We start from the raw sequence: 21,844 nt of genomic DNA, 5'->3' as shown, positions 1-21,844 counted from the left end.
CCGGTGCGCTCCGCCGCCGATAGTCGTACTGTGGCTTCATTGATGCGTCGACCATGGGGGTTGCATGCGGATATCAGTCATTGGTTGCGGCTACCTCGGTGCCGTCCATGCCGCATGCATGGCGAAGCTGGGGCACGAGGTGGTGGGGGTCGAGACCGATCCCGCCAAGGTCGCCGAACTTTCGGACGGCCATGCCCCCTTCTATGAACCCGTCCTGGACGAGCTACTGAAAGAACTCGAAGAATCCGGGCGGCTGCGTTTCACCACGGATATGTCCGAAGCACGCGGCTCACAGGTCCATTTCATCTGCGTCGGCACACCCCAGAAGCGTGGCGAGAACGCCGCGGACCTGCGTTTCGTGGATGCCGCCGTCGAGTCCCTGGCCGCGCAGCTGGGGCCGGGAGAGCTGGTGGCCGGCAAGTCGACGGTCCCGGTGGGAACGGCTGCCCGGTTGGCGGAGATCGTGCACGAAGGCCAGCCCGGGGCGATGCTGGCCTGGAATCCGGAGTTCCTGCGCGAAGGCCATGCCGTCAGCGACACCCTGAGCCCGAACCGGCTGGTGTACGGCGTGGACACCGGTTCCGAGGACGATCCAGCCGTGGCGCTCCTGGACGAGGTGTATGCCGAACCGATGTCCGCCGGGACGCCGCGCATGGTGATGGACTACGCCACCGCCGAGCTCGTCAAGACGGCCGCAAACTCCTTCCTCGCCACCAAAATCTCCTTTATCAACGCCATGGCCGAAGTCTGCGAGGCCACCGGCGCGGACGTGGTGCGCCTGGCCGAGGCGATCGGCGTGGACGACAGGATCGGCTCAAAGTTCCTCAGCGCCGGGATCGGCTTCGGCGGCGGCTGCCTGCCAAAGGATATCCGCGCATTCATGGCCCGCGCGGGCGAGCTCGGCGCTGACCAAGCCCTGACTTTCCTGCGCGAGGTGGACGCGATCAACATGCGCCGCCGCACCCGGGTGGTGGAACTGACCCGCCAGCTCTGTGGAGGAACGTTGATGGGGCAACGGATCGCGGTGCTGGGAGCGGCTTTCAAGCCGGAGAGCGATGACGTCCGGGACTCCCCCGCGCTGAGCGCCGCAGCCCAGCTTCAGCTCCAGGGAGCCGTGGTCACCGTGACCGATCCGCAGGCACTGGCCAACGCCGCCAAGCGCTTCCCGGAGCTGCCCTTGGAGCCGGACCTTGAGGTCGCACTGGATCGCGCCGACGCCGTGCTGCTGCTCACCGAATGGAAGCAGTACCGCGAACTGGACCCGCACGAAACAGCTGCCTTGGTGTCCAACAAGCGGATCCTCGACGGCCGCAACGTCCTGGACCCCGCCAAGTGGCGCGCGGCCGGCTGGACGTACAAGGGGCTGGGGCGGCCCTAAGCAGTCTTAGGCGGCGTTAGGTCGTCGCCTGCCCCAGCGCGTCCTCCGCCGCCACCCAGGACAGCATGGCGCACTTGACCCTCGCCACGTAGCGGGCCACGCCTTCGAACGCGGCGGCGTCGCCCAGGACCTCCGGGTCGGCTGCGATCTTGCCGCGGGAGCGCAACATCCCGCGGAACACCTCGATCAGTTTGCGGAGTTCCTCCGGCTCGATGCCTTCGGCAAGGTCGGTGAGCACCGAGGCCGAGGCCATGGAAATGGAACAACCGTCGCCGTCCCAGCGCAGCTGGCTGACCCGGCCGTCGACGACGGCGAGCCGCACCGTGATCTCATCCCCGCAGGTGGGGTTCAGCTGGTGTGATTCCCCGCAGCTGGCGCCGGCTGGCGGCTCTTCGGATGCCAGGCCCTCGCCGTGGCGCAGCTTCGAATGGTCCAGGATGATCTGCTGGTAGAGGGCGTCAAGACTCATGGGTTCCTCAAACTCGGAAGTAGGAACGCACGCCGGACACGGCCTCCAGGAGGGCGTCGACGTCGTCGGTGGTGTTGTACAGGTAGGTGCTGGCCCGCGTCGTGGCAGTCAGCCCAAGCCTGCGGTGCAGCGGCTGCGCGCAGTGGTGGCCGACGCGGACGGCGATGCCGCGGTCGTCAAGGTACTGTCCGACGTCGTGGGCGTGCACGCCGTCGACGTCGAACGCGGCCAGGCCGATCCGCTCCTGGCCAGCAGCCGGGCCGAGCACCCGGATGCCGGGAATGGCACTGAGCCCGGTGACGAGGCGCTGGCCCAGGACGGTTTCCCACTCGTGGATCCGGGCGATGCCGGTTTCCTTGAGGTAGTTCGCGGCCGAGGCCAGGGCGATGGCCTGGGAGATGCGCTGGGTGCCGGCCTCGAAGCGCTGGGGCGCGGGGAGGAACGCGGCCTTCTCCATGGTGACGGTGGTGATCATCGAACCACCTGTGAGGAACGGCGGCATGGCGTTCAGGTGTGCGGCCTTGCCGTAAAGGGCCCCGATGCCGGTTGGCGCGAGCATCTTGTGGCCGGAAAGCACGGCGAAGTCAACGTCGAGGGCCTTGACGTCCAAGGGCAGGTGCGGCGCGGACTGGCAGGCATCCAGGACGACAAGGGCGCCGTGCTCCCGGGCGAGGGCGACCAGCTCGGCCACCGGGTTGATGGTGCCCAGCACGTTGGAAGCATGGGTGAACGCGAGCACCCGGGTGCGGGGGCCGATGATCCGGACGGCCTCCTCCAGCTCCAGGGCTCCGGTGTCGTTCACGGGGATGTAGCGCAGGGTGGCACCCGTTCGCATGGCGAGCTGCTGCCACGGAATGAGGTTGGCGTGGTGCTCCATCTCGGTCACCACGATCTCGTCCCCTTCCCCGAGGGCGAAGCGCGCGGACTCTGCCGTGGCGCCGGGAAGGGAGGCATTGAGGAAGGAGTAGCTGAGCAAGTTCAGGCCCTCGGTGGCGTTGGAGGTCCAGACCAGTTCTTCGCTCCAGGCACCGATGAACGCGGCCACCGTTTCGCGTGCATCCTCGAAGGATTCGGTGGCCTCCACAGCAAGGTAGTGGGCCCCGCGGTGCACGGCGGAGTTGCGCTGCTCGTAGAACTCCTGCTCGGCTTCGATGACGCTCAGCGGGTTCTGCGAGGTGGCGCCGGAATCAAGGTAGACCAGGTCCTTGCCGTTGACCTGCTGGTGCAGGATCGGGAAATCATTGCGGATCCGCCGTACCTCGTCGTTGTCGAGGGTTGCTGCCGAATGAAGCAGATGTGTGGGGATGGCAACCATGGCGTACTCCTGGGTGGACCTGTTTGGGCATGCGGCGCGGCCCGCGCTCGGAAGAGCAGCTCCAACGAAGAAGCCCGGGCCAATTACGTCACACTGACTGATCCTAATTATCCCACGGCCCCGGCGACACTTAGGCGCCGCTCACTTAGGCGATGCACATCTCCTGGGCGCTGAGCGCCGTCACGGCTAAATGCCGGAACTCGACCGGAGATCCGTCGTCGCCCCCTGAACCGTTCCCCCCTGGACCTGCCCCCGCAAGCAGGGCGAAATAGCCCCCGTGGAATGCAGTGTCGTTGCTTTGCGCGCTCCAGCCCCGTCCGCCGTCGACCGAAGCGCTCACCCGGATACCCACCGGCGCCATTTCCACTCGGACCTGGAACCACTGGCCTTCCCCTGCTCCCCCGCCGGCAGCGGAAGCAAGGGGCGCCGGCTGGCCCTGCCCTTTGTCAGTCCTGCCAAGGGCCAGGGAACCGTCCGCCGCGATGTCCAGCCGGTACCCGCCCTGGCTCGCCGCCTGCCCTCCGCCATCCGGAGCCGGGGCCACCGGGGAATCGTCGCCCAATGCGAAGGCGATGCCTGCCCGCCGCCCGCCGGACGCTGCGCCTTCCGGCCAGCGGAGTTCGACGTCCAGCCGCCAGCCGGGTGCGGCCAACGGTGCCATGGAGCCCACCGTGTAGGATCCGGGAGCGGAACCGAAACGCAGCGCATCGTCCACGAAAGCGGGCTGCTCAGCCCAGTCGCTGTCCGCTTTCCACGGCAGGTCCCCCGCGGCCCGGCTGCCCTCGCCCAGGCTGTCCGTCGCCATGGGCGCCAGCCGCTGCAGCACATAGGGCACGTTGGAACACATCATGCCGCGCACGCCAAGGCGCTGCAGCCGGCCGCGCTCCCACCTGCGGTGCACCTCCCAGGCGATCACCGGTTTCCCCATGGCCACAAGCTGCCGTATCGGAGCTTCCGGGGCCAGCGTGGGCACGCCCAGCAGGTCCAGGCGGTCCTGGAATTCCGCGGCCCTGTCCAGCTCCTTGCCGGTGAAGTAGCCCCAGGTGGTGTACCCGCGTTGCCGGGCGTAAATATGGCCCGGGGACATGGCGGGCTGCTTCCACACGATGTGTTCACGGCTGTCCGGGTAGTCCTGGAGCATCGCTATGATCGCGTCGGCGTTGGTGCCTCCCTTGTCCTCCAGGAAGATCACGTGGCTGCGGGCGAAGGCGTCCAGGACGTCCCGCAGCCGGGGCATGGGCTCAAGCGGCGTGGCAGGCCCAAGCCAGGCCCGGGCATCGACCTTGAGCTGGGCCAAAGCCGCGTAGGGAGTGGCGGGGATCTGGAAATCCTGGCCGCTGGTGCGCAGGGTGCTGGCATCGTGGTGGCACAGCAGCACGCCGTCGGAACTGGCCCACACGGACACCTCGATCGCTTTCAGGCCGAGTGCCACTGACTCCGAATAGGCCCGCATGGTGTGTTCGGGCCAGTTGTCGCCGGAACCCCGGTGGGCGATATAGAAGCTTTTCGTGGAGAGCAGGTCCTTGATGGTGTACGGTCCGCCGGGCTGCAAAGGGACGTCCGGTACGGGTGCCAGGGTGGGGACGGCGGTAGCGGTGCTGCCTGGCTGCGGGCAGCCTCCGCAGCCGGTGAGTGCGCTTCCAACGGCCAGCGCGCTGCCGGCCGCGAACGCACCCTGTGCCGCCAGGGCAAGGAAGCCGCGGCGCCCGAAGGGAGCGCCCGCTGCACTGCCGCTCATAAGTTCCTACCTGCCCGGTACGGCTCCGGAAGGGACGTATCTCCCGCGAACTCCGGGGCGGCCTTCAGGAGTTGCCCCTGCCTCACCACCTCGTCGCCTGCCATGACCAGCATGGCGAAGACGGTCCAGATCACAATTGCCGCAGCGGAACGGGTGGCCAGCGAACTGTAGGTCTGGGGCACCACCACCGCCAGCAGCCCGGCCAGAGTGAGGCCGCGGAAATGGTGCCGGGGCGCGTGTTTGAGGACCAGGTAGGCCATGACGCTGAAGTAGAGCAAGGCAAACACGATGCCGAAGTCGATGCTGTACATGACCAGGGGGTTCTCGAAGCTGGTCTGCAGGCCGCCCTGCACCGCCACCCGGTAACTGGCGCCGATCCCTTGTCCGGCGATGAAGTAGTCCGACCAGTGCGCCACGAAGTATTCCAGGGCCCGGGCCCGGGCCTCGGCCGAGCCCGTGTCGTCCTCCAGTCGCTGTGCCACGCCTGCCACCAGCGGCGACTGCACTATGAACCACGTGGCAACCGAGAGCACTGTGAGGAAGACGATCTTCACCCACACCCGGCGCTTGGCGAAGAGCACCACTGCCACCACCGAGAAGCCCACCACGAACAGGCCCACCCTGGACTGGGTCACCAGCACGCCGGTGATCATCAGGATCAGCAGCAGGGCCTGGAGAAGGTTGTGCTTCAGGCCTGCGACCAGCGGGGCAGCCACGCAGATGGCCAAGGACAGGGCCAGCGGCTGGTCCAAGGTGCCCATCCAACGGTCGGTTTCCGGATTGAACCAGTACTGCGTGAGGAAGCCCTCCTCATAGAAGAGCACGCTGTGGGTCAGCCACTGCACCAGGGCGATCACGCACGTCACGGCCACCAAGGTGAGCAACATGGTCCGCAGCGCGGTCACGAGGTCAGGATCCGTGAGCGCGGCGGAAAGGAGGACAAGGAAGAACAGCACCGGGGCCAGGATCTGGTCCACCAGCAGTACCATGCCGCCGCCTTCCTGGGAGCTCCGGGACGCCAGGAACGCCGCCAGCACCACCAGGGTCAGCCCCATGAACAGGAAGAACTCCCGGCCAAGCACCTGGCGCAGGGAAACAGGGTCGTGGGCCAAGCGGACAATGAAGACCGCAAAGATCAGCCAGCTTGCGGCGTGCATCGAAAGGGAGCCGCTGTCCACTCCGGTGATCAGCGGACTGCCGACAGTGGGGACCAGCATCCACAGCCCCAGGACCGCTGCGAAAGTCCACCGGATTCGCCGGCGGAACAACCACGCAAAGCCGAAACAGCAAACGATCCACAGGGCCAGCTTGACCATGGCGTACCGCTATCCGCGCCGCGGCGGCGGGAGCGCCGCCCCGTCCGGGTCTTCCGTGGAGGAGTTCCCGGCTCCGCCGTCGTCCGCTCGGCCGCGATCAGGGCCGGCATCGGTCCCGGCGCGGCCCTTCGCGCCGGGCTCCGGCCAGCCGCGCACGCGGCCCGGATCCACGGTCTCCGCGCGATGGGCGCGGCGGGTGCGGGGTCCCCCGCGCCGGTGGGCTTCGGCGAGGCGGTCCGGCAGGGCGTTCAGGGCGACCCCGAGGATCCGGCTGTCGACGGCCCGGAGGTTTTCGATGCCGGAGGCCAGTACCTGTCTCGTGATTTTTTCGTGCCGCACCACCAGGACCACACCGTCCGTGAGGGCGCCCATCATGGCGCCGTCGCTCAGGGGCTGCAGTGACGTGGCGTCCACGACGATCCGGCTGTACCGTTCCTTCAGCGCGGCGAGCACCAGCGGGGTCTGCTTGCTGCCCAGCAGTTCGGTGGGCTGCAGCGGAACCGTGCCCGCACCGAGCGCGTGCAGGCCCTCGAAGGCGGTGCGCTGGATCACCTTGTCCAAGGGCAGCTGGCCGGAAAGGACGTTCGAAAGTCCGGTGGTCTTCGCCAGCCCCAGTTCCAGCGCGATCTCCGGGCGCCGGAGATCCGCTTCCAGCAGCAGCACGGTATGGCCGGACTCGGCCCAGGCTTTCGCGAGCAGGAACGCCGCCGTCGTCTTGCCCTCCCCGGCAGTGGCGGAGGTGACGGTCACCGAGTGCAGATGCTGGGACTGGGTCAGGTGGTCAACGTTGGTGCGGAGCCGGCGGCCGGCCTCATCCACCAGGGAATCGGGACGGCGGCCCAACAGCCGGTCAAGGTTGCGGGCGGCCGGGGCAAGCGGGATGCGCGCCAGCAGCGGCAAGCCCGTTGCGGCCTCGACTTGTTCGGGGGTACGCAGGGAGTGGTCCATCAGGCGGCGGCCGACGGCGATCCCGATGCCCAGAGCCACGCCCAGCAACAGGCCCAGCCCGAGGTTCAGGCCCACCCGGGGAGCCACCGGGGCGTCTTCAGGGGTGGGGCCGGACACGACCTTGAGCACGGTCTGCGAGGCGGAGTTCGGTTTGCGGCCCTCTTCGAGTTCATTCACGGCCGGGCCGAAATTCTTGGCGATGGCCGTTGCCGTGGCGACGGCCTGCTTCGCGTCCGGCATGGTGACCACGACGGTGAGCAGCAGGGTGTCCCGGTCGCTGGAGGCACTGATGGCTTCCTGGGCCTGCGCGCCGTCAAGGGGGATGCCGCTGTCCTTCAGGAGCCGGTCCACGAAGAGGTCGTTCTTCACCAAGGCGGCGTAGGTGGCGATGCGGCCGCGGGAGAGTTCGTCCGACTGCAGCGCAGACTGGCCGGTGATGGGAGGGGACACCACGAGGAAGCGGACCGTGCTTTGGTACTGCGGTTGCATGTTCTCCGTGACCACCCAGGCAGCACCCAGTCCGACCACGGCGCACAGCAGCACGATCCACCAGCCGCGTGCTATTGCGCGGAGATACTCTGACAGTTCCAAAGAGCCGCCCCCAAGGTGGCTTCCAGGGCTGTTCCGCTCGCCGGTCCGGTCCCGATGCCTTGTCTGTGTTGTCTTGTCTGTTCGCACCATTATTGAACGCCCCGGGCCGCTTCGGAAGGCTTCCCAGCTGGGGGTTTGCCGGGTGTGCCCCCGGCGCCCTGAACCGCTGGCAAAAGGCTTCCGGCGGTCCTAAGCTTCTACCACACGGGCGGCCCGTGCGGACAGGAGAAAAGTGCGCACTTCCGAACCCCGGCCCTCAGTGTTGGTGGCCCATCCGAGCGCCGATCTTTATGGCTCGGACCGTGTCCTGCTGGAAACGGTCGACGGGCTGCTGCGCCATGGCGCCAGGGTTCTGGTGACCGTTCCCGCGCCCGGTCCACTGGTGGCGGGCCTGCATGCGCGCGGCGTCAACGTGGTGTATTGCCCGACGCCGGTGCTCCGGAAAAGCTTCCTCTCACCTGCAGGAGCGCTGAAGCTCGCCGCGGCCGCGGTGCGCGGCAGCCTTGCGGGAGTCGCGTTGCTGCGCGGCAGCCGCCCGGACCTGGTGCTTGCCAACACCATCACCGTGCCCCTGTGGACGGTCCTGGCCCGGCTGTCCGGGATCCCGGTCCTCACGCATGTCCACGAGGCCGAATCGAGCGCTCCCCGCCCCCTGCGGGCAGCCCTGGCCCTCCCCCTCCTGCTTTCCAGGGGCATCGTCACCAACAGCAGCTTCAGCGCCGACACCCTTGCCGCGTCCCTCCCGCGGCTGCGGGGCCGTGCGACGGTGGTATACAACGGGGTGCCCGGACCGGATGCGGTTGTTCCGGCGCGCGGGGAGCTCGACGGCGGCCTGGACGTGGTCTATCTGGGGCGCCTTTCGCACCGCAAGGGGGTGGACGTGGCGATCGACGCCGTGCTGCGGCTCCGTGCCCGGGGCGTTCGGGCCAGGCTGTCCTTGGTAGGTGCAGTATTCCCCGGCAACGAAGCGTACGAAGAACAGTTGCGGGAACAGGTAGCACGCGCGGACGCGGCGGAGTTCATCACCTTCCACGGTTTCCAGGGCGAGGTGTGGCCGTTCCTGGCCGGGGCGGACGTTGCCGTGGTGCCTTCGCGGCTGGATGAACCCTTCGGGAATACTGCCGTCGAGGCCCTGCTCGCTGCCCGGCCGGTGATCGCCAGCAATACCTCCGGACTTCGTGAGGCGGCCGGCGGGTACGGCTCGGTACAGTTCGTCGAGCCCGGGGACGCGGGAGCCCTTGCGGAGGCCCTGTCCGCCCTGCGGGACGGCTGGCCGGAATACCGGGAGCACGCTCTCGCCGACGCGCAAGTGGCCCGGGATCGGCACAGCCCGGAAGGCTACGGAGACAACATGGCCCGGCAGGTTGCCGCCGCCGTCGGCGTCCGGAGCGGGAAGCGCTAACCGCCATGCACCGCCATCCCGCCGCAGCCAAGGCCTCCTCACCCGGACCCCCAGGGGACGGGACACCGGCGTTCTCGGGGAGGACCGCAGTCAGCGGAGTGCGGTGGAGCCTTTCGGCGGTGCTGGCACGGCAGGGTTTCCAGATGCTGTGCGCCGTGGTCCTGGCACGGCTTCTGGGCCCGGAAAGCTACGGCATCATTTCCGCCGCCACCGTCTACACCACGTTCGCCGCCCTCTTCCTTGACCAAGGCCTGTCCTCAGCATTGATCCAGCGGCCCGAGGTCAGCCGCCGCGCAGCCGGGGCCACTGCCACCGTGAACCTGCTGTTCGCAGTGCTGATCGGCGCCGTCACGGTATTCCTGGCACCGTGGGCGGGGGGCTTCTTCCATGCCCCGGGAGTCACCGCGCTGCTCCTGCCGCTGGCTGTGGCGATTCCGCTCAAGGGCCTGGCCATCACGCCGCGGGCCATGCTGTCCCGCGAGCTCCTGCTGCGCCAGGTGGCCCGGGCGGACATCGTTGCAGCGGCCGCGGGCGCGACGGCGGGAATCACCGCCGCGCTGCTGGGCGCGGGCTATTACGCACTCGCCTTCCAGGTGATCACCACCGACCTGCTCACCGCCCTGCTGCTGCTCCTGGCGTCCCGCGGGCCCTTGCCCAACTTCCACCTCAGCGAAGTCCGGCCGCTGCTTGCCTTCAGCATGAGCGTGTTCTTCACGGATTTCCTGGCGTACTTTTCGCGCAACGTGGACAACATCGTGGTGGGCCGCTTCCTGGGGGTGCTCCCGCTGTCGCTCTACAGCATGGCCTACCGGATCATGGTGGTGCCGGTGCAGCTCGTGGGGCAGACAGTCAACCGCATCATGTTCCCGGCGTTCTCCCGGGCCGCAGGGGATGCGCCGATGGTGGCCGCGCACCTCTCGCGTGCAATGCGCATCCTGGCGATGTCAGTTGTCCCCCTGATGGCCTTTGTCGCGTGTGCCGCGGCCCCGCTGGTCCATCTGGTCCTCGGCGATGCCTGGCTTCCGGCCGCGCCCCTGGTGAGCATCCTCGCGATCGGGGGCGCCCGCGAGACCATCTTCTACATCACGCCCTCCCTGATGAAGGGCCTCGGCAAAGGAAAGCTGATCGTCCGCTACGAGGTGACCGCCGCGCTCGTACAGGTTGGCGGCATCGTGACCGGCCTCCAGTTCGGGCTGTTCTGGGTCGCCTTCGGCCTGGTGGCGGCCGGGTTCCTGCTGACCCCGGTGCTGCTGGTCCTGCAGTCCCGGCTGACAGGGTTCACCGTGGGACAGCAGCTCGGTGTGATCCTGCCAGCCGTGCACGCAGCCCTCTGGGCCGCGGCCGCCTACCTCGCGCTGGGCTTGCTCCAGCTCCCCGCGCCGGCACTCCTTGCGTTGGGCTTGCCACTCTTCGTCTCGGTGCACATTGCCGCCCTGTTCCTGTTCCACCGCAAGCATCTGAAGCTGTACTTTTCCCAAGCCCGGACGCTCTTCTCCCGGCAGGACGGACAGCAGTCCCTCGCGAAGGAGGAACCATGAGCCAGGACCCCGCAGGATCGCTCGTCGTCGCCGTCCTGACGTACAAGCGCCCGGAAGACCTGGCCTTGGCCATTCCGCGCCTGCAGGAACAGTTGGAAGGCGTCGGTGGCGAAGCCTCTGTCCTGGTGGTGGACAACGACCCGGCAGGTAGCGCGCGGGCCGCTGTCGAGGCCTTTGCCTCCCCGCGCGTGCGGTATGTCCACGAGCCGCGTCCGGGGATCGCAGCCGCACGCAACCGCGCCCTGGCCGAGTCTGCGGCGGACTCCGTGCTGGTGTTCATCGACGACGACGAGGTCCCCACGGAAAACTGGCTCCGCACCCTGATGTCCCTGCACAGCTCCACCGGTGCGGCCGCCGTCGTCGGTCCGGTGGTGAGCGAGTACGCCAGGACCCCGGAACGCTGGATCCAGGAGGGCAGGTTCTTCGACCGGCGCAGGCTCAAGACTGGCACCCGCCTCACCGTGGCCGCAACCAACAACCTGCTCCTGGACCTTCCGCAGATCCGTGCCTTCGGCCTCAGTTTTGACGAACGCTTCGGCCTCAGCGGCGGCTCGGACACGCTGTTCACGCGCAAGCTGGTCAGGCTGGGCGGCGTGATGCTGTGGTGCGACGAGGCCGCCGTCATCGACCGTGTGCCGGTGTCGCGGCTGACCCGGGAGTGGGTGCTCCGCAGGGCGCTTCGAAGCGGTAACTCGGCGGCGAGGGTGAGTCTTGAACTCGCGGAAAACGCTGCGGAAAAGGTCCTGGTGCGGGGCCGGCACCTGGTGTCCGGAGCGGTTCGGGTCGCCGGCGGCAGTGCCCGGCTGCTCGCCGGGACGGTCACCGGGTCGATGTCATTGCGGGCGCGTGGGCTGCGCACTATCGCCCGCGGAACGGGGATGGCGTCCGGGGCCTTCGGCTACGTGTACAGCGAATACAAGCGGAAGTAGCCCGCGGGGCGGCGGCCACGGTGCAGGGAGATCCGCCGTCCCAGGCTCCCGCTAGTTGACTCCCGGAACGTCCCGCTGGCGCACGACCCGGGCCGGCGCGCCCACGGCAATACTGTTGTCCGGAATGTGGCTGCGGACCACGCTGTTTGCACCGATGACGACGCCGGAGCCAAGCTCCGTGCCCGAGATCAAGGCAGAGCCGCGGCCCACCCAACTGTTGTCTCCGATCCGAATCGCCTTGCTGCTCATCGGAGCGGTGCTGATAAGCCCGGCCACGTCTACGCCGTGATCCGAATCCCGGATGGAGGTGAGCTCCGCGATCTGGCAGTCGTCGCCGATCTCCACCCTTTCGCCGGCCCCTACAATCACGTAATGCATGAGCTTGGTCCGGGCTCCCACGCTGAACACGGCCCCGGGCCGGATGTCCAGGATCACGCCTTCGCCGAAGTAGATCCCGTCCCCGAGCGACCACCCCTTGTGCGGCAAGTGCCTAAGCCTGAGCCGGCTGTCAAGGAGGATTCCGTGGCCTGCGGCACCGCCCCAGAGCCGCACCCAGGCGGCGAAGGCTTCTCCCCTGAGGCGCCTCCGCCAGCGCCGCGACTTTGCGAATGCTTTCCTGGCGAAAGCCACCACGGTCCTCCCTGCGTAGCCGTCCGTGCACCCACAATAGCCCGCAGAAGTGACCCCGAACACAGCCAAAAGAACCTCGAGGTGTCTTGGGTCAAAGAATTTTTCGTCACATTTCCGGCCGCCGCCAGCCTTCTCACAAAATTCCCGGAATGGCGGTGATTATCGCGGCGTGTCGCGCCGTTGCCAAGCACCGTTACCAAGTCGAAACCATCGCAGCAGGAGCGGTTTTCGGCCGTTACCGATTTGCAACAAAAGTCCGGGCTCCACTAGCGTGGTTTTTCGTTAGCCGGGGTCGGGGATGCCTACGGGAAACGCCAAGCTGTGGTTTGCTCCACGCCTGGCACCGCACATTTCGCCGGCCCGGCGTTGCTCTGCAGCCCGGTCCCACGGTGCGTTTCCCCGTGCCCGGAGTCCGAAAACGCAGGGGCAACAACCATGGCGATCCACCTCCCGCCACGAGCGAACACCCGGCCGAAGCCTGCCGCGATGCCCGCCGTCCACCCGCTTGCGGGCCGGCTCCACGGAGCCTGCACCGCACTCAAGGGTCCGAAGGCATCGACACCGGCTCACGCAGTCCCTTCCCGCCACCCGGGGTGCATGAACGCACCCGTCGAGGTCTTCCGGGAAGTCTTCCGATGCGACACGCTCGCATTGCCCCGCCAGGACTATCGCAGCCCTATCGCAGCGGCATACGCTGCAACGGCTAGCGCTCCATTTTTTCCCGGGCAATCCGGACTTCCACGGCCGCTGGGTGTGCCGCGGTCCTCCAGGACGCCCACTACGAAGCAAGGAATGAACTTTGAAGCCAAGCATTGAACTATCCCGCCGCAAGGCTCTCGGTCTCGGCGCCGCAGGCGTCGTGGGAGCCGTCGCTGCGAGCTACGCCGTTGCCGCTCCTGCCACCGCGGCAAGCCGTTCGGACCTCATCCCCGGAACCTACAAGCCCACCAGCGCCAACACCGGCGTCATCACAGGCACCGTCCTTACCCCCTACAACACCAGCGGCGCCGACCTGGTCATCACCAGGGACGGCACCCTGCTGGAAAACCTGGACATCTACGGCGACATCAAAGTCCGGGCCCGCAACGTGGTCATCCGCAACTGCCGCCTGCGCGGCGGCAAGTACATCCCGTCGGCCAACACGGGAGTCGTGGACGCCAACAGCGCCTACTGCTACAACCTCCTCGTCCAGGACTGCACCATCATCCCGGACCGTCCGTCTTACTACCGTGACGGCATCGTGGGCCATGAATTCACCGCGCGCCGCAACCGCATCAAGCGCAGCAACGACGGCATCGGCGTCTTCAACCGCCCCGGCGGCTCGGTTTACGCCAACGTGGTCATCGAAGGCAACTACATCAACGAGCTCACCTACTGGAGCAACGATCCCGCCCACAGCGACGGAACCCACAACGACGGCATCCAGGTCCAGGGTGGCGAGAACATCCGGATCGTCGGCAACACCGTGGTCGGCTCCATCGTGACCGGCGCCGGCAGCGCCCCGAGCCCGCGCGGCACCCACGGCGGCTGCACCATCATGCTGCAGCAGAACGTCGCCAAACTTGCCAACGTGCTGGTGGAGCGCAACTGGGTGGACGATGGCCAGACGTCCATCAACATCGCCGTCGGCAGCAAGTACCCGGACATCGTCGTGACCGTGCAGCGGAACTTCCTGGGCCGCAATCAGTTCGATTTCGGCAATGGTTCCAAGTACCCCATCCGCATCATCAGCCGCGCGAAGAGCAAGGTCACCGGCCTGTTCATCAACCGCTGGGAAGACAACAACGTGTACCTCGCCGAGGGCCGCGACCTCGGCATCCGCTACGACAGCTAGCGGCCGCTGTTCCGGAACCCGGAGCGCCCCGGAACACAGGAAGTGCCCTGCCAACGCCCATCGAGCGCTGGCAGGGCACTCTGCCGTTAACCGGCTTGCAGCCTATCCGACCCGCACCGTGAAATCGTCGAACAAGGCGTTAACGGGTGCGTTCGTCGCCGAGCCGGACAGGTAGGCCAGCAGGCCCACATTTCCGGCGGCCTGAAGGGCCGCCACGGTGTTGTCCGTGGTGCTCAGCTGCCAGCTGCCGGGTTCGGCCGTGCCCGTACGCCAGGCCTTGGCCCGCAACGTTGTTGGCGAGGTGCCCGTCGCCTGGACCCGCAACTGCAGCTGCTGGCCTGCCGTGACGCTCAGCCCGGTCACGAACTGCCCCAGCGTGGTTTCGGTGTTCCCCGAGAGCCTGCTCAGCTGGACCGTGACCGCCCCGGCCGCGTCCACTTTGACCTTGCCGCGGTATTCGGAAGTGCCTACCTTGCGTCCGATGATTCCCATGAACGTTCCGCCGCCATTGCCGATCCTGTCCAGGCTCAGCGTGACTGTGGTGTCCGAGGCGCTGCTGAACACACTGCCCAAGTAGGCGGAGGGGCCGCGGCCCGCAACCATGTTCATCCGTCCGTCGCCGCCTGACACGGAGTAGTAGGACAGCGAACCGGCCACGCTCCAGGCCCCGCCGCTGTCAGCCGTCCCCCAGCCGGACGCCACGGTCCGGCCGAAGGCATCGGCAGCGAGCGCCCCGCCCGGGTCCGACGCTACGGTGACGGTCTGGGCGGCAACGTCGGTGGCGCCGTCGTTGTCCGTGACGGTCAGGGTGATCGTGTAGTTCCCGGAGCTCGCATAGTTGTGTTGGACGCTTACTCCGGTGCCGGTGCCGCCGTCGCCGAAGTTCCAGCTGTAACTGCTGATGGTGCCGTCCGGATCGGAGCTGCCGGAGGCGTTCGCCGTCACGCTGAGCTGGTTGGCGGAAACCGTGAACGCGGCCGACGGCGGCTGGTTGGCTCCGTCGCTGACCGTCACCAGCCGCGAGGTGCTGGTGGCTGCTCCCCCGTTGTCGCGCACGGTGAGGTTGATCGTGTAACTGCCTGCCGCCGCGTAGGTGTGCTGGGCGGTGACGCCCGTGCCGGTGCCGCCGTCGCCCCATCCCCAGGTGTAGCTGCTGATGCTGCCGTCCGGGTCGGAGGAGGCGGAGGCGTTCACACTGACGGTCAGGAGGTTGGTGCTGCTGGTGAAGCTCGCCACCGGCGGTTCATTGGTGGTCCCGGTGATGGTGATGCTGCGGGTGTCCCCCGTGACCGTGTTCCCGAAGGGATCCTGGACCCGGATGCGGTAGTTTTGCGTACCGCCCGCAAGGCCGGAATCGTTGAAGACCAAGGTGGGCCGCTGCCAGAACGTGGACAGTTGGGAGACGCTGTACACGGGATTGCCGTTGCGCAGCACCGTGTACGTCAGGTTCGAATTGTCCCGGTCCCAGTTGGCCTGCCACTGCACACGGACCTGCCCTGCACCGGGGCTGCTGAGGCTTGGCACGAAAGCAGCGCCGGAGACGCGCGGGCCTTGGTCATTCGGGGCGATTTCCTTGACGGCGAAGCGCGAAAGGCCCTGCTGCGGGCTCTGGTTGACGTTCTTGAACTCCCCTACCATCACCACATAGCTGTTGTTGCCGGTGACGTACCACGGCCCTTGGCTCTGGCCGCTGGCCGTGCCGGTGTCCATGTCCGGGAACCAATTGAGCATGGAGGGTGCAGGTTGCCCGGTGAAGGACGGGTAGCCCTGGGTGTCCTTGGTGAGGGTTCCGGTCACCGCGCGGCTGAAGGAAACAGCCCGGTGCCAGGTGCGCGGGGACGTCTCGGGGAAACCGCCAAGGTTCAGGCAGTAGTGCGGGTGCCCGGCCACGTAGACCGCCGTGTTGTTCGCGAAGGCCGAGTAGGAGTCGCCGTGGCAGTCTTCGATCCATTTGATCCTGGCGTCCGACCAGTTGGCCGCGAAGGTGCCCTCCAGGTTGCCTCCGGTGCCGAAGATATAGCCGGTGCCGTAGAACTGGCTGCCGTCCGTGGAGAGGGAGAGGATGGCCGAGTCCTCGCCGGCGTCGCGGACCACGTCGTTGACCTGGATGGCCAGTGTTGCCCCGGTGGCGGAATTGACCATGCCCAGCCCGTAGCCGGGGCGGTTCAGCCCGTTCAGCGTGGTGAAGGCGCCGCCGACCACCACCCGGTCAGCCGTCGGAGACAAGGCCAAGGCATTGACCCGGCCACCGTCGGCATTTGGAGCCCAAGGAAGCAGGGCGCCGTTGGAAGCACTGACGGCGGCCAGCCGGTTCCGGGCAACCGAACCCACCGCATTGAACGTGCCACCGAACCAGACGGTGGAATTGCTGGCCACGATCGCCCGGACACTGGCGGCGACCTTGGGCGCGAAGGAGGAAATGAGGCTTCCGTTACTGGGATCAAAAGCGGCGATCCGGTTCCGTTGCACTCCGTTAACGGTGGTGAAATCGCCGCCCACGTAGATCCGCGAACCGTCCGGCGAAGCGGCGATGGAGAGGGCCTGGCCGTTCAAGACAGGCGCGAAGTTCGACTTCAGGAGCCCGCTGGTGAGATCGAACGCCATGAGGTTCCTGCGTGACACCAACTGGGTTCCGGGAGCCGCGCCGTACGGCCGGGCGTTGCTGAAACTGCCCGCCACGTAGACGGTGTTGCCCAGAGTGACAGCCTGCCAGGCGACGCCGTCATGCTGTGCTGTGGGAAGACTGTCTGCTGTGACGGTCACCGGTGTCTTGGGATCGTTCGGATTAATCGGCGCGGAGTCTGCCAGCGCAGGCGCAGCCAGCACGGCTCCCGAAATAACCAGCGCGAACGCTGCAAGCGCCATGACAATGGGCCGTGCACCTTTACCCCGAGACATCGGAATGACCTTTCTCGATGGATAAAGCAAGGACCGACGTCCCGAGCCAACGAAATCGCTGTACCAAGACGCTTGGGCACTTGCATCGGGTTCCAGAGAAAGATCCGGAGCGGGTTGAACTTGCTCTCCCGCCGGGCCTTGGTCCGGAACAAATGGGCGCTGAGCCGCTCACACACGTGGCCGTCAAGGATTGTGGCCCTGCAGCCATCACGCGATCTGGAATTATTACCCACGATTGACCCTCGGACCATACCGGTCCATGTCGCCAGCCGGAATCCGGCTCCCCTACGCCAACACTGGGACAATCGGAGGCTTGTTCCTTCAGGCTACTCTCACGGCGCTCTCACAAGGTAGTCGTCGAAGCTTGTCCTCACCGGGATGTTGGTAGCTGAACTCCACAGATAGCTCATGAGCCCGGTGGAGCCGGCAGCCTGAAGCGAAGCCGTCGTGTCCGTGGCAGACACCAACCAGGTGGAGGGCTCCGCCGCACCGTCGCGCCACACCCTCGCCCGGATCATGCTGGGCGCGGTACCCGTCATTTGAACCCGCAGATGCACCTGGTCCCCCGAGGCCACTGTCAGCCCGGCAACCGTGACCGACTGAAGCGTCGTCTCGGTCCCGCCGGACAACCGGGTCACGTACAGGGACGTCGTTCCGTTGGCGAAGATCCGCAATTTCGCCCGGTACTCATCGGCAGCCACTTTCCGTCCGATCACCCCCACAAATGAACCGCCGCCGTCGGCAATCTTGTCCTGCGACACCAGCACCTGCACATCGGCAGCCGTCGTCGTCACCCCCGGCAAATATGCCAAGCGCGTGGCACCGGCCGTGCCCATGAGCATCATGCCCACACCATTGACCACCGTGTAATTCGTCGCACCACTGCCGACCGTCCACGCACCACCGGTATCAGCCCTGCCCCAACCCGAAGCAGACACCCGCCCAAAGGCATCCGCAGCCAAGAGGCCGGCCGCTCCGTCCGCCACGGTCACGGGCTGCACCGCAGAGCCGGTGGCCCCGGTGTTGTCCGTCACCGTGAGGGTGAGCTGGTAGGTGCCCGCCGCCGCGTACGTGTGCGACGCCGTCGTACCGCTTGCAGAAGCGCCGTCGCCGAAGTTCCAGGCGTAGGAGACAACAGAACCATCAGGGTCTGAGGAACCGCTGCCATCTACGGACACGGCGAGTCCGTTTGCCGAACTGGTGAACGCTGCAGTCGGCGGCGTACCGGTCACCGTACCGCTGCCGGTAGTGACTATCAGGTTGTCGAAACGCATCATCACCGGGGCGTTTGTTGCCGATCCTGAGACGTAGGTGGCCAGCCCTGCAGAACCCCTGGCCTGAAGGATGGCGGTGGAGTCGGTGGCGGTCAATTGCCATGCCGGCGGCTCGCTGGTCCCTGTCCTCCACACTTTGGCCCCCATGCTGCTTGGCCCCGTGCCTGCCACCGCGAAGCGCAGCTGCAACTGGACGCCTGCGGCGTAGTTCAGTCCGCTGATGCTTTGCTGTTGCAGGACGGTTTCCGCTCCGTTCACCACACGGGACAGATACAAGGTCACGTCGCCGTTGGAGGCCACCCGGACCTTGGCGCGGTAGTCGTTGTTTGTCCCCACCCGGCGTCCGGCCAGCGAGGCGAACATTCCACCGCCATTGGCCACTTTGTCTGCTGAGAGCGTCACCACCGAATCAGTGCCGTCAAGGTTCAGGTCTCCGAGATAGGCCGAGGGCCCGGTTCCGGGTGCCGGCACCGTGATGGCTCCGCTGCCGCTGTTCACCGCGAAGTTTCCGGAGCCTCCAGTGACGCTCCAGGGCCCGCCGGTGTCCGCGGTGCCCCAAGCGCTTGTGGCCGTGCGCCCGAAGGCGTCGCTGGCCACGGTGGTGTTTGGCGGCGGGTCGGTGGCGGTGACCGGACTGCCGGCGGTCGCGGTGGCACCGCGGTTGTCCGTCACGGTCAGGGTGGCCTGGTAGGTACCGGCCACCGCATAATCGTGGGTGACTTGGGCGCCTGAACCGACTGAACCGTCGCCGAAGTCCCAGGCGTAGCCGGCGATGGTGCCGTCCGGGTCAGAGGAACCCGACCCGTCGAAGGTGGCCCTGCGGTTCACGACGTTCTGCGTGAACGAGGCAATCGGCGGTTGGTTGAGGGCCACCGTCACGGAATGCGTCACGGTGTTGACCGCGCCGATGTTGTCCGTCACTGTCAGCTGCACGGCATAGGTCCCGGGGGCGTCGTACGTGTGCGACGCCGTCGGGCCGCTTGCCGTTGCGCCGTCGCCGAAGTCCCAGGCATAGGACGTGATGGTTCCGTCCGGGTCCGAGGAGGCCGAGCCGTTGAATGCCGCCGCCAGAAGATCCGCACTCGAGGTGAAGGCGGCCACCGGGGCTTGGTTGGGCGGCGGCGCCGTCGCCGTGACATTGCGCGTCGTGCTGGCGATATTGCCGTCGCTGTCCCTGACCGTCAACCGGACCGTGTAGGTGCCGGCGGTCGCATAGACATGCTGGGCGGTGACTCCGGTCGCCGAGGTTCCGTCGCCGAAAGTCCAGGAGTAGCTGACGAGCGGGCCGTTGGGGTCAGATGACCCGGAACCATCGGCGGCCAGGGTCAGGTAGGTCATGCTGGAGGTGAAAGCCGCCGTTGGAGGTGTGGGCGGCACGTTCAACGTGCGGCCGGAGGCCCGGTAGTGCGCCTGGACCTGCTGAAGCCCCAAGGCCACCGGGTAGACGGCCACCTCGTCCACATCACCCCGGAAGTTGTCGCTGCCGGGCCGGCTGGGCCAGCCGCTCAGCAAGTCCCCGCCTATCCGCCAGTAGCCGTCGAATGCCCTTCCGACGGTGGTATCCGTGCGGAAAGCGACACGGGTCCCGTCCACGTAGAGGAACATGCCGCCTGAGCCTAGCGAAGCAACAATCTGGTGCCATTGACCGTTGTTGAAGCCCGCCGGGCTGTTCACCGTGCGTAGGGAGCCGTTCCAGGCGCCGAAGTAGATACGGCCGGAGTTGTCCATGTACACGTTCCGGTCGGTCACGCGGGATGTCCCGCTAGCCACGTTGCCAAACCCGAAGATCCGGCCCCCGGTGCTGGTTGTTGTCCGGATCCACGCCTCTGCTGTGAAGGAGTTGGAGCCTCGCAGGATTCCGGTATCCACGGCGACGCCATTCGCCGTGCCGTCCAGCGTCGCGGCACCCGTGGATTCTCCGATCACGGCTCCATCGGCCCGCAGCCCGGCCCCGCTTGAAGCCGTCAGGTCCTCTGCTCCCGCGGAGTCCACAAGGGTCGGCCCCGCCGCATCGTTGAAACGCCAAATGTGGTCGGGCGAGTCGGCAAGCACGGCGGACCCGTAACTGCTGGAAGGTGTGGTGCTTCCCGGGATGATGCTCACGGTGTCCGAGCGGACCTCGTTTCCGAGGGGGTCAGTGACGAACAAACGGTATCGGTAGCTTTGGCCGGGGATGAGGCCGGTGTCCACATAGCTCATGCCCGGCCGGTTCCAGAATGTACTGTCCTGGATTGCGGTATAGATGGGGTTGGCCGTGTCGCCGTCCCGGGTGAGTTTGTAGGTCAGCCGCACATTGTCTTGGTCGTGGTTGGCCTGCCAGCGGACACGCACAGTCCCGGCAGCCGGAGACGTGAGGGTAGGGTTGATTCTCGACCCGCTCAGGACCGGCCCGCGGGTGTTCGGGGCATTCTGCTTCACCGTGAAGCGGACCAGCCCTTGCTGCGGGGTGCCGTTGACTGTGGTGAATTCGCCGCCCATGACCACGTACTGGCTGTTCCCCGTGATCGTCCATGGCCCCTGGTTCTGCCCCGTGACGGTGCCGGTGTTCAGGTCCGGAAACCAATTCAGGAGCGACGGCGCGGGGAGCCCTTCCCAATTGGGGTAGCCCAACGGATCACGGACAATAGTCCCGGTGACGGCTTTGCTGAACGCCAGGCCCCGGTGGAAACTCCAGGGTTCGGTCTGCGGAAAGCCGCCGATGTTGCCGCAGTAATGGGCATGTCCGACCTTGTAGATAACGTCCCCCAACGGAACCGCCGCATACGTGTCCCCGTGGCAATCGTCCAGCCAGGTGATCTTTCCGGCGCCCCAGGAGGCGGCCACGATCCCTTCGAGATTGCCGCCGGTGCCGAATACATAACCCGTAGCGTAGACGTTGTCGGCGTCACCGCTCAGGCTGGTGATGGCAGCGTTCGCCCCGCCATTGCGGACGCGGTTGTTCACTTCCCAAGGCAGCAGCCCGCCCACGGACGGATCCACAGCGGCGAAACCGTACCCGGGGTTCGACGAGCCGTTCAGGGTAGTGAACGCGCCGCCCACCACCACCTTGCTGCCGTCCGGGGACAGTGCCAACGCGTTGACCCGGCCGTCGTCGGCGGACGGGTTCCATGGCAGGACTGCACCGTTGGACGCGGACGCAGCGGCGAGGCGGTTGCGTGTCAACGTCCCCACGGCATTGAACAATCCGCCCATGTAGACAGTGTCCGCAGTGGGAACGATGGCACGGACGCTGGCGGCCATTTTCGGCAGGAAGGAGGTGATGAGCGCCCCGCTGGATGGGTCCAGCGCGGCCACGCGCCACACGGGTGAACCGTTCACCGTGGTGAAGTCACCGCCCACGTAGATCCGGCTGCCATCCGGGGACGCGGCGATGCTGAGGGCTTGGCCGTTGAGCACCGGGGCGAACGGCAGCAGCGTGCCCGTGGTCAGGTCATAGGCCAGGGCATTGCTTCGCGGGACCGTGCCTGTGCCCGCGGGGGAACCCGCCGGCCTCGCGGTGGTGAAGCTTCCCGCCGCGTAGACGGTGTTGCCCACAATGACCTGCTGCCACACGACGCCGTCCACTTGCACGGTGGGCAAGGCGT

The 21,844-nt window shown here is 67.0% G+C and carries 13 protein-coding genes; 5 read left to right on the top strand and 8 right to left on the bottom strand.

Annotation, left to right across the window (positions count from 1 at the left end; all coding sequences use genetic code 11):
* The first annotated feature begins 64 nt into the window (after window positions 1–64).
* A complete protein-coding gene (locus ACN9M4_RS05865; protein WP_426302614.1) occupies window positions 65–1,378 on the top strand; it encodes a UDP-glucose dehydrogenase family protein in 1,314 nt (437 codons plus the stop codon).
* 16 nt (window positions 1,379–1,394) lie between these two features.
* Here the strand turns inward: ACN9M4_RS05865 and sufU are convergent, their stop codons facing one another.
* The 5 genes from sufU to ACN9M4_RS05840 all read right to left on the bottom strand — a co-directional run bounded on the left by sufU (window position 1,395) and on the right by ACN9M4_RS05840 (window position 7,755).
* Window positions 1,395–1,847, bottom strand: a complete 453-nt coding sequence (gene sufU, locus ACN9M4_RS05860) for a Fe-S cluster assembly sulfur transfer protein SufU (RefSeq protein ID WP_426302613.1) — start codon at window positions 1,845–1,847, stop codon at window positions 1,395–1,397.
* A 7-nt stretch (window positions 1,848–1,854) separates the two neighbouring features.
* Window positions 1,855–3,162 carry a cysteine desulfurase gene (locus ACN9M4_RS05855; protein ID WP_426302612.1) on the bottom strand — a complete coding sequence of 436 codons (1,308 nt, stop codon included), beginning with the start codon at window positions 3,160–3,162 and terminating at the stop codon, window positions 1,855–1,857.
* Window positions 3,163–3,307: 145 nt separating this feature from the next.
* A complete protein-coding gene (locus ACN9M4_RS05850; protein ID WP_426302611.1) occupies window positions 3,308–4,900 on the bottom strand; it encodes a glycerophosphodiester phosphodiesterase in 1,593 nt (530 codons plus the stop codon).
* Window positions 4,897–6,117, bottom strand: a complete 1,221-nt coding sequence (locus ACN9M4_RS05845; protein ID WP_426302610.1) for an O-antigen ligase family protein — start codon at window positions 6,115–6,117, stop codon at window positions 4,897–4,899. Before ACN9M4_RS05845 ends, ACN9M4_RS05850 begins: the two co-directional genes overlap by 4 nt.
* A gap of 108 nt (window positions 6,118–6,225) precedes the next feature.
* On the bottom strand, window positions 6,226–7,755 hold the full coding sequence (locus tag ACN9M4_RS05840) for a polysaccharide biosynthesis tyrosine autokinase (RefSeq protein WP_426302609.1): 1,530 nt from the start codon (window positions 7,753–7,755) through the stop codon (window positions 6,226–6,228).
* Between the two features lie 232 nt (window positions 7,756–7,987).
* Here ACN9M4_RS05840 and ACN9M4_RS05835 point away from each other — a divergent pair, with 232 nt between their 5' ends.
* From ACN9M4_RS05835 to ACN9M4_RS05825, 3 genes are all read left to right on the top strand, one after another.
* Window positions 7,988–9,157 carry a glycosyltransferase gene (locus tag ACN9M4_RS05835; RefSeq protein WP_426302608.1) on the top strand — a complete coding sequence of 390 codons (1,170 nt, stop codon included), beginning with the start codon at window positions 7,988–7,990 and terminating at the stop codon, window positions 9,155–9,157.
* Between the two features lie 119 nt (window positions 9,158–9,276).
* Entirely contained in the window at window positions 9,277–10,695 is a 1,419-nt protein-coding gene (locus ACN9M4_RS05830; RefSeq protein ID WP_426302607.1) for a lipopolysaccharide biosynthesis protein, read from the top strand.
* Window positions 10,692–11,624, top strand: coding sequence for a glycosyltransferase family 2 protein (locus tag ACN9M4_RS05825; protein WP_426302606.1), 933 nt, complete (start codon window positions 10,692–10,694; stop codon window positions 11,622–11,624). The genes ACN9M4_RS05830 and ACN9M4_RS05825 overlap by 4 nt, the downstream gene beginning before the upstream one ends.
* Window positions 11,625–11,675: 51 nt before the next feature.
* Here ACN9M4_RS05825 and ACN9M4_RS05820 read toward each other — a convergent pair whose 3' ends face one another.
* Window positions 11,676–12,254 carry an acyltransferase gene (locus ACN9M4_RS05820; protein ID WP_426302605.1) on the bottom strand — a complete coding sequence of 193 codons (579 nt, stop codon included), beginning with the start codon at window positions 12,252–12,254 and terminating at the stop codon, window positions 11,676–11,678.
* Window positions 12,255–13,053: 799 nt separating this feature from the next.
* Here ACN9M4_RS05820 and ACN9M4_RS05815 point away from each other — a divergent pair.
* Window positions 13,054–14,088, top strand: coding sequence for a hypothetical protein (locus ACN9M4_RS05815; protein ID WP_426302604.1), 1,035 nt, complete (start codon window positions 13,054–13,056; stop codon window positions 14,086–14,088).
* Window positions 14,089–14,190: 102 nt separating this feature from the next.
* On the opposite strand, the gene ACN9M4_RS05810 is transcribed toward ACN9M4_RS05815, so the two are convergent.
* Window positions 14,191–16,953, bottom strand: coding sequence for a PKD domain-containing protein (locus ACN9M4_RS05810; RefSeq protein WP_426302603.1), 2,763 nt, complete (start codon window positions 16,951–16,953; stop codon window positions 14,191–14,193).
* Between the two features lie 365 nt (window positions 16,954–17,318).
* Window positions 17,319–21,830 carry a PKD domain-containing protein gene (locus tag ACN9M4_RS05805; RefSeq protein WP_426303406.1) on the bottom strand — a complete coding sequence of 1,504 codons (4,512 nt, stop codon included), beginning with the start codon at window positions 21,828–21,830 and terminating at the stop codon, window positions 17,319–17,321.
* Window positions 21,831–21,844: the final 14 nt, after the last annotated feature.

Source organism: Arthrobacter sp. R-11 (assembly GCF_049913155.1).
Taxonomy (GTDB): Bacteria; Actinomycetota; Actinomycetes; order Actinomycetales; family Micrococcaceae; genus Arthrobacter.
Note: the sequence above shows the minus strand (reverse complement) of the source record. Positions and strands in the feature narration are given on the sequence as shown.

Coding starts and splice junctions, on each gene's coding strand:
- ACN9M4_RS05855 (WP_426302612.1), bottom strand. CDS start 3,162: ATGGTTGCCATCCCCACACATCTGCTTCATTCGGCAGCAACCCTCGAC.
- ACN9M4_RS05850 (WP_426302611.1), bottom strand. CDS start 4,900: ATGAGCGGCAGTGCAGCGGGCGCTCCCTTCGGGCGCCGCGGCTTCCTT.
- ACN9M4_RS05845 (WP_426302610.1), bottom strand. CDS start 6,117: ATGCTGGTCCCCACTGTCGGCAGTCCGCTGATCACCGGAGTGGACAGC.
- sufU (WP_426302613.1), bottom strand. CDS start 1,847: ATGAGTCTTGACGCCCTCTACCAGCAGATCATCCTGGACCATTCGAAG.
- ACN9M4_RS05865 (WP_426302614.1), top strand. CDS start 65: ATGCGGATATCAGTCATTGGTTGCGGCTACCTCGGTGCCGTCCATGCC.
- ACN9M4_RS05825 (WP_426302606.1), top strand. CDS start 10,692: ATGAGCCAGGACCCCGCAGGATCGCTCGTCGTCGCCGTCCTGACGTAC.
- ACN9M4_RS05810 (WP_426302603.1), bottom strand. CDS start 16,953: ATGGCGCTTGCAGCGTTCGCGCTGGTTATTTCGGGAGCCGTGCTGGCT.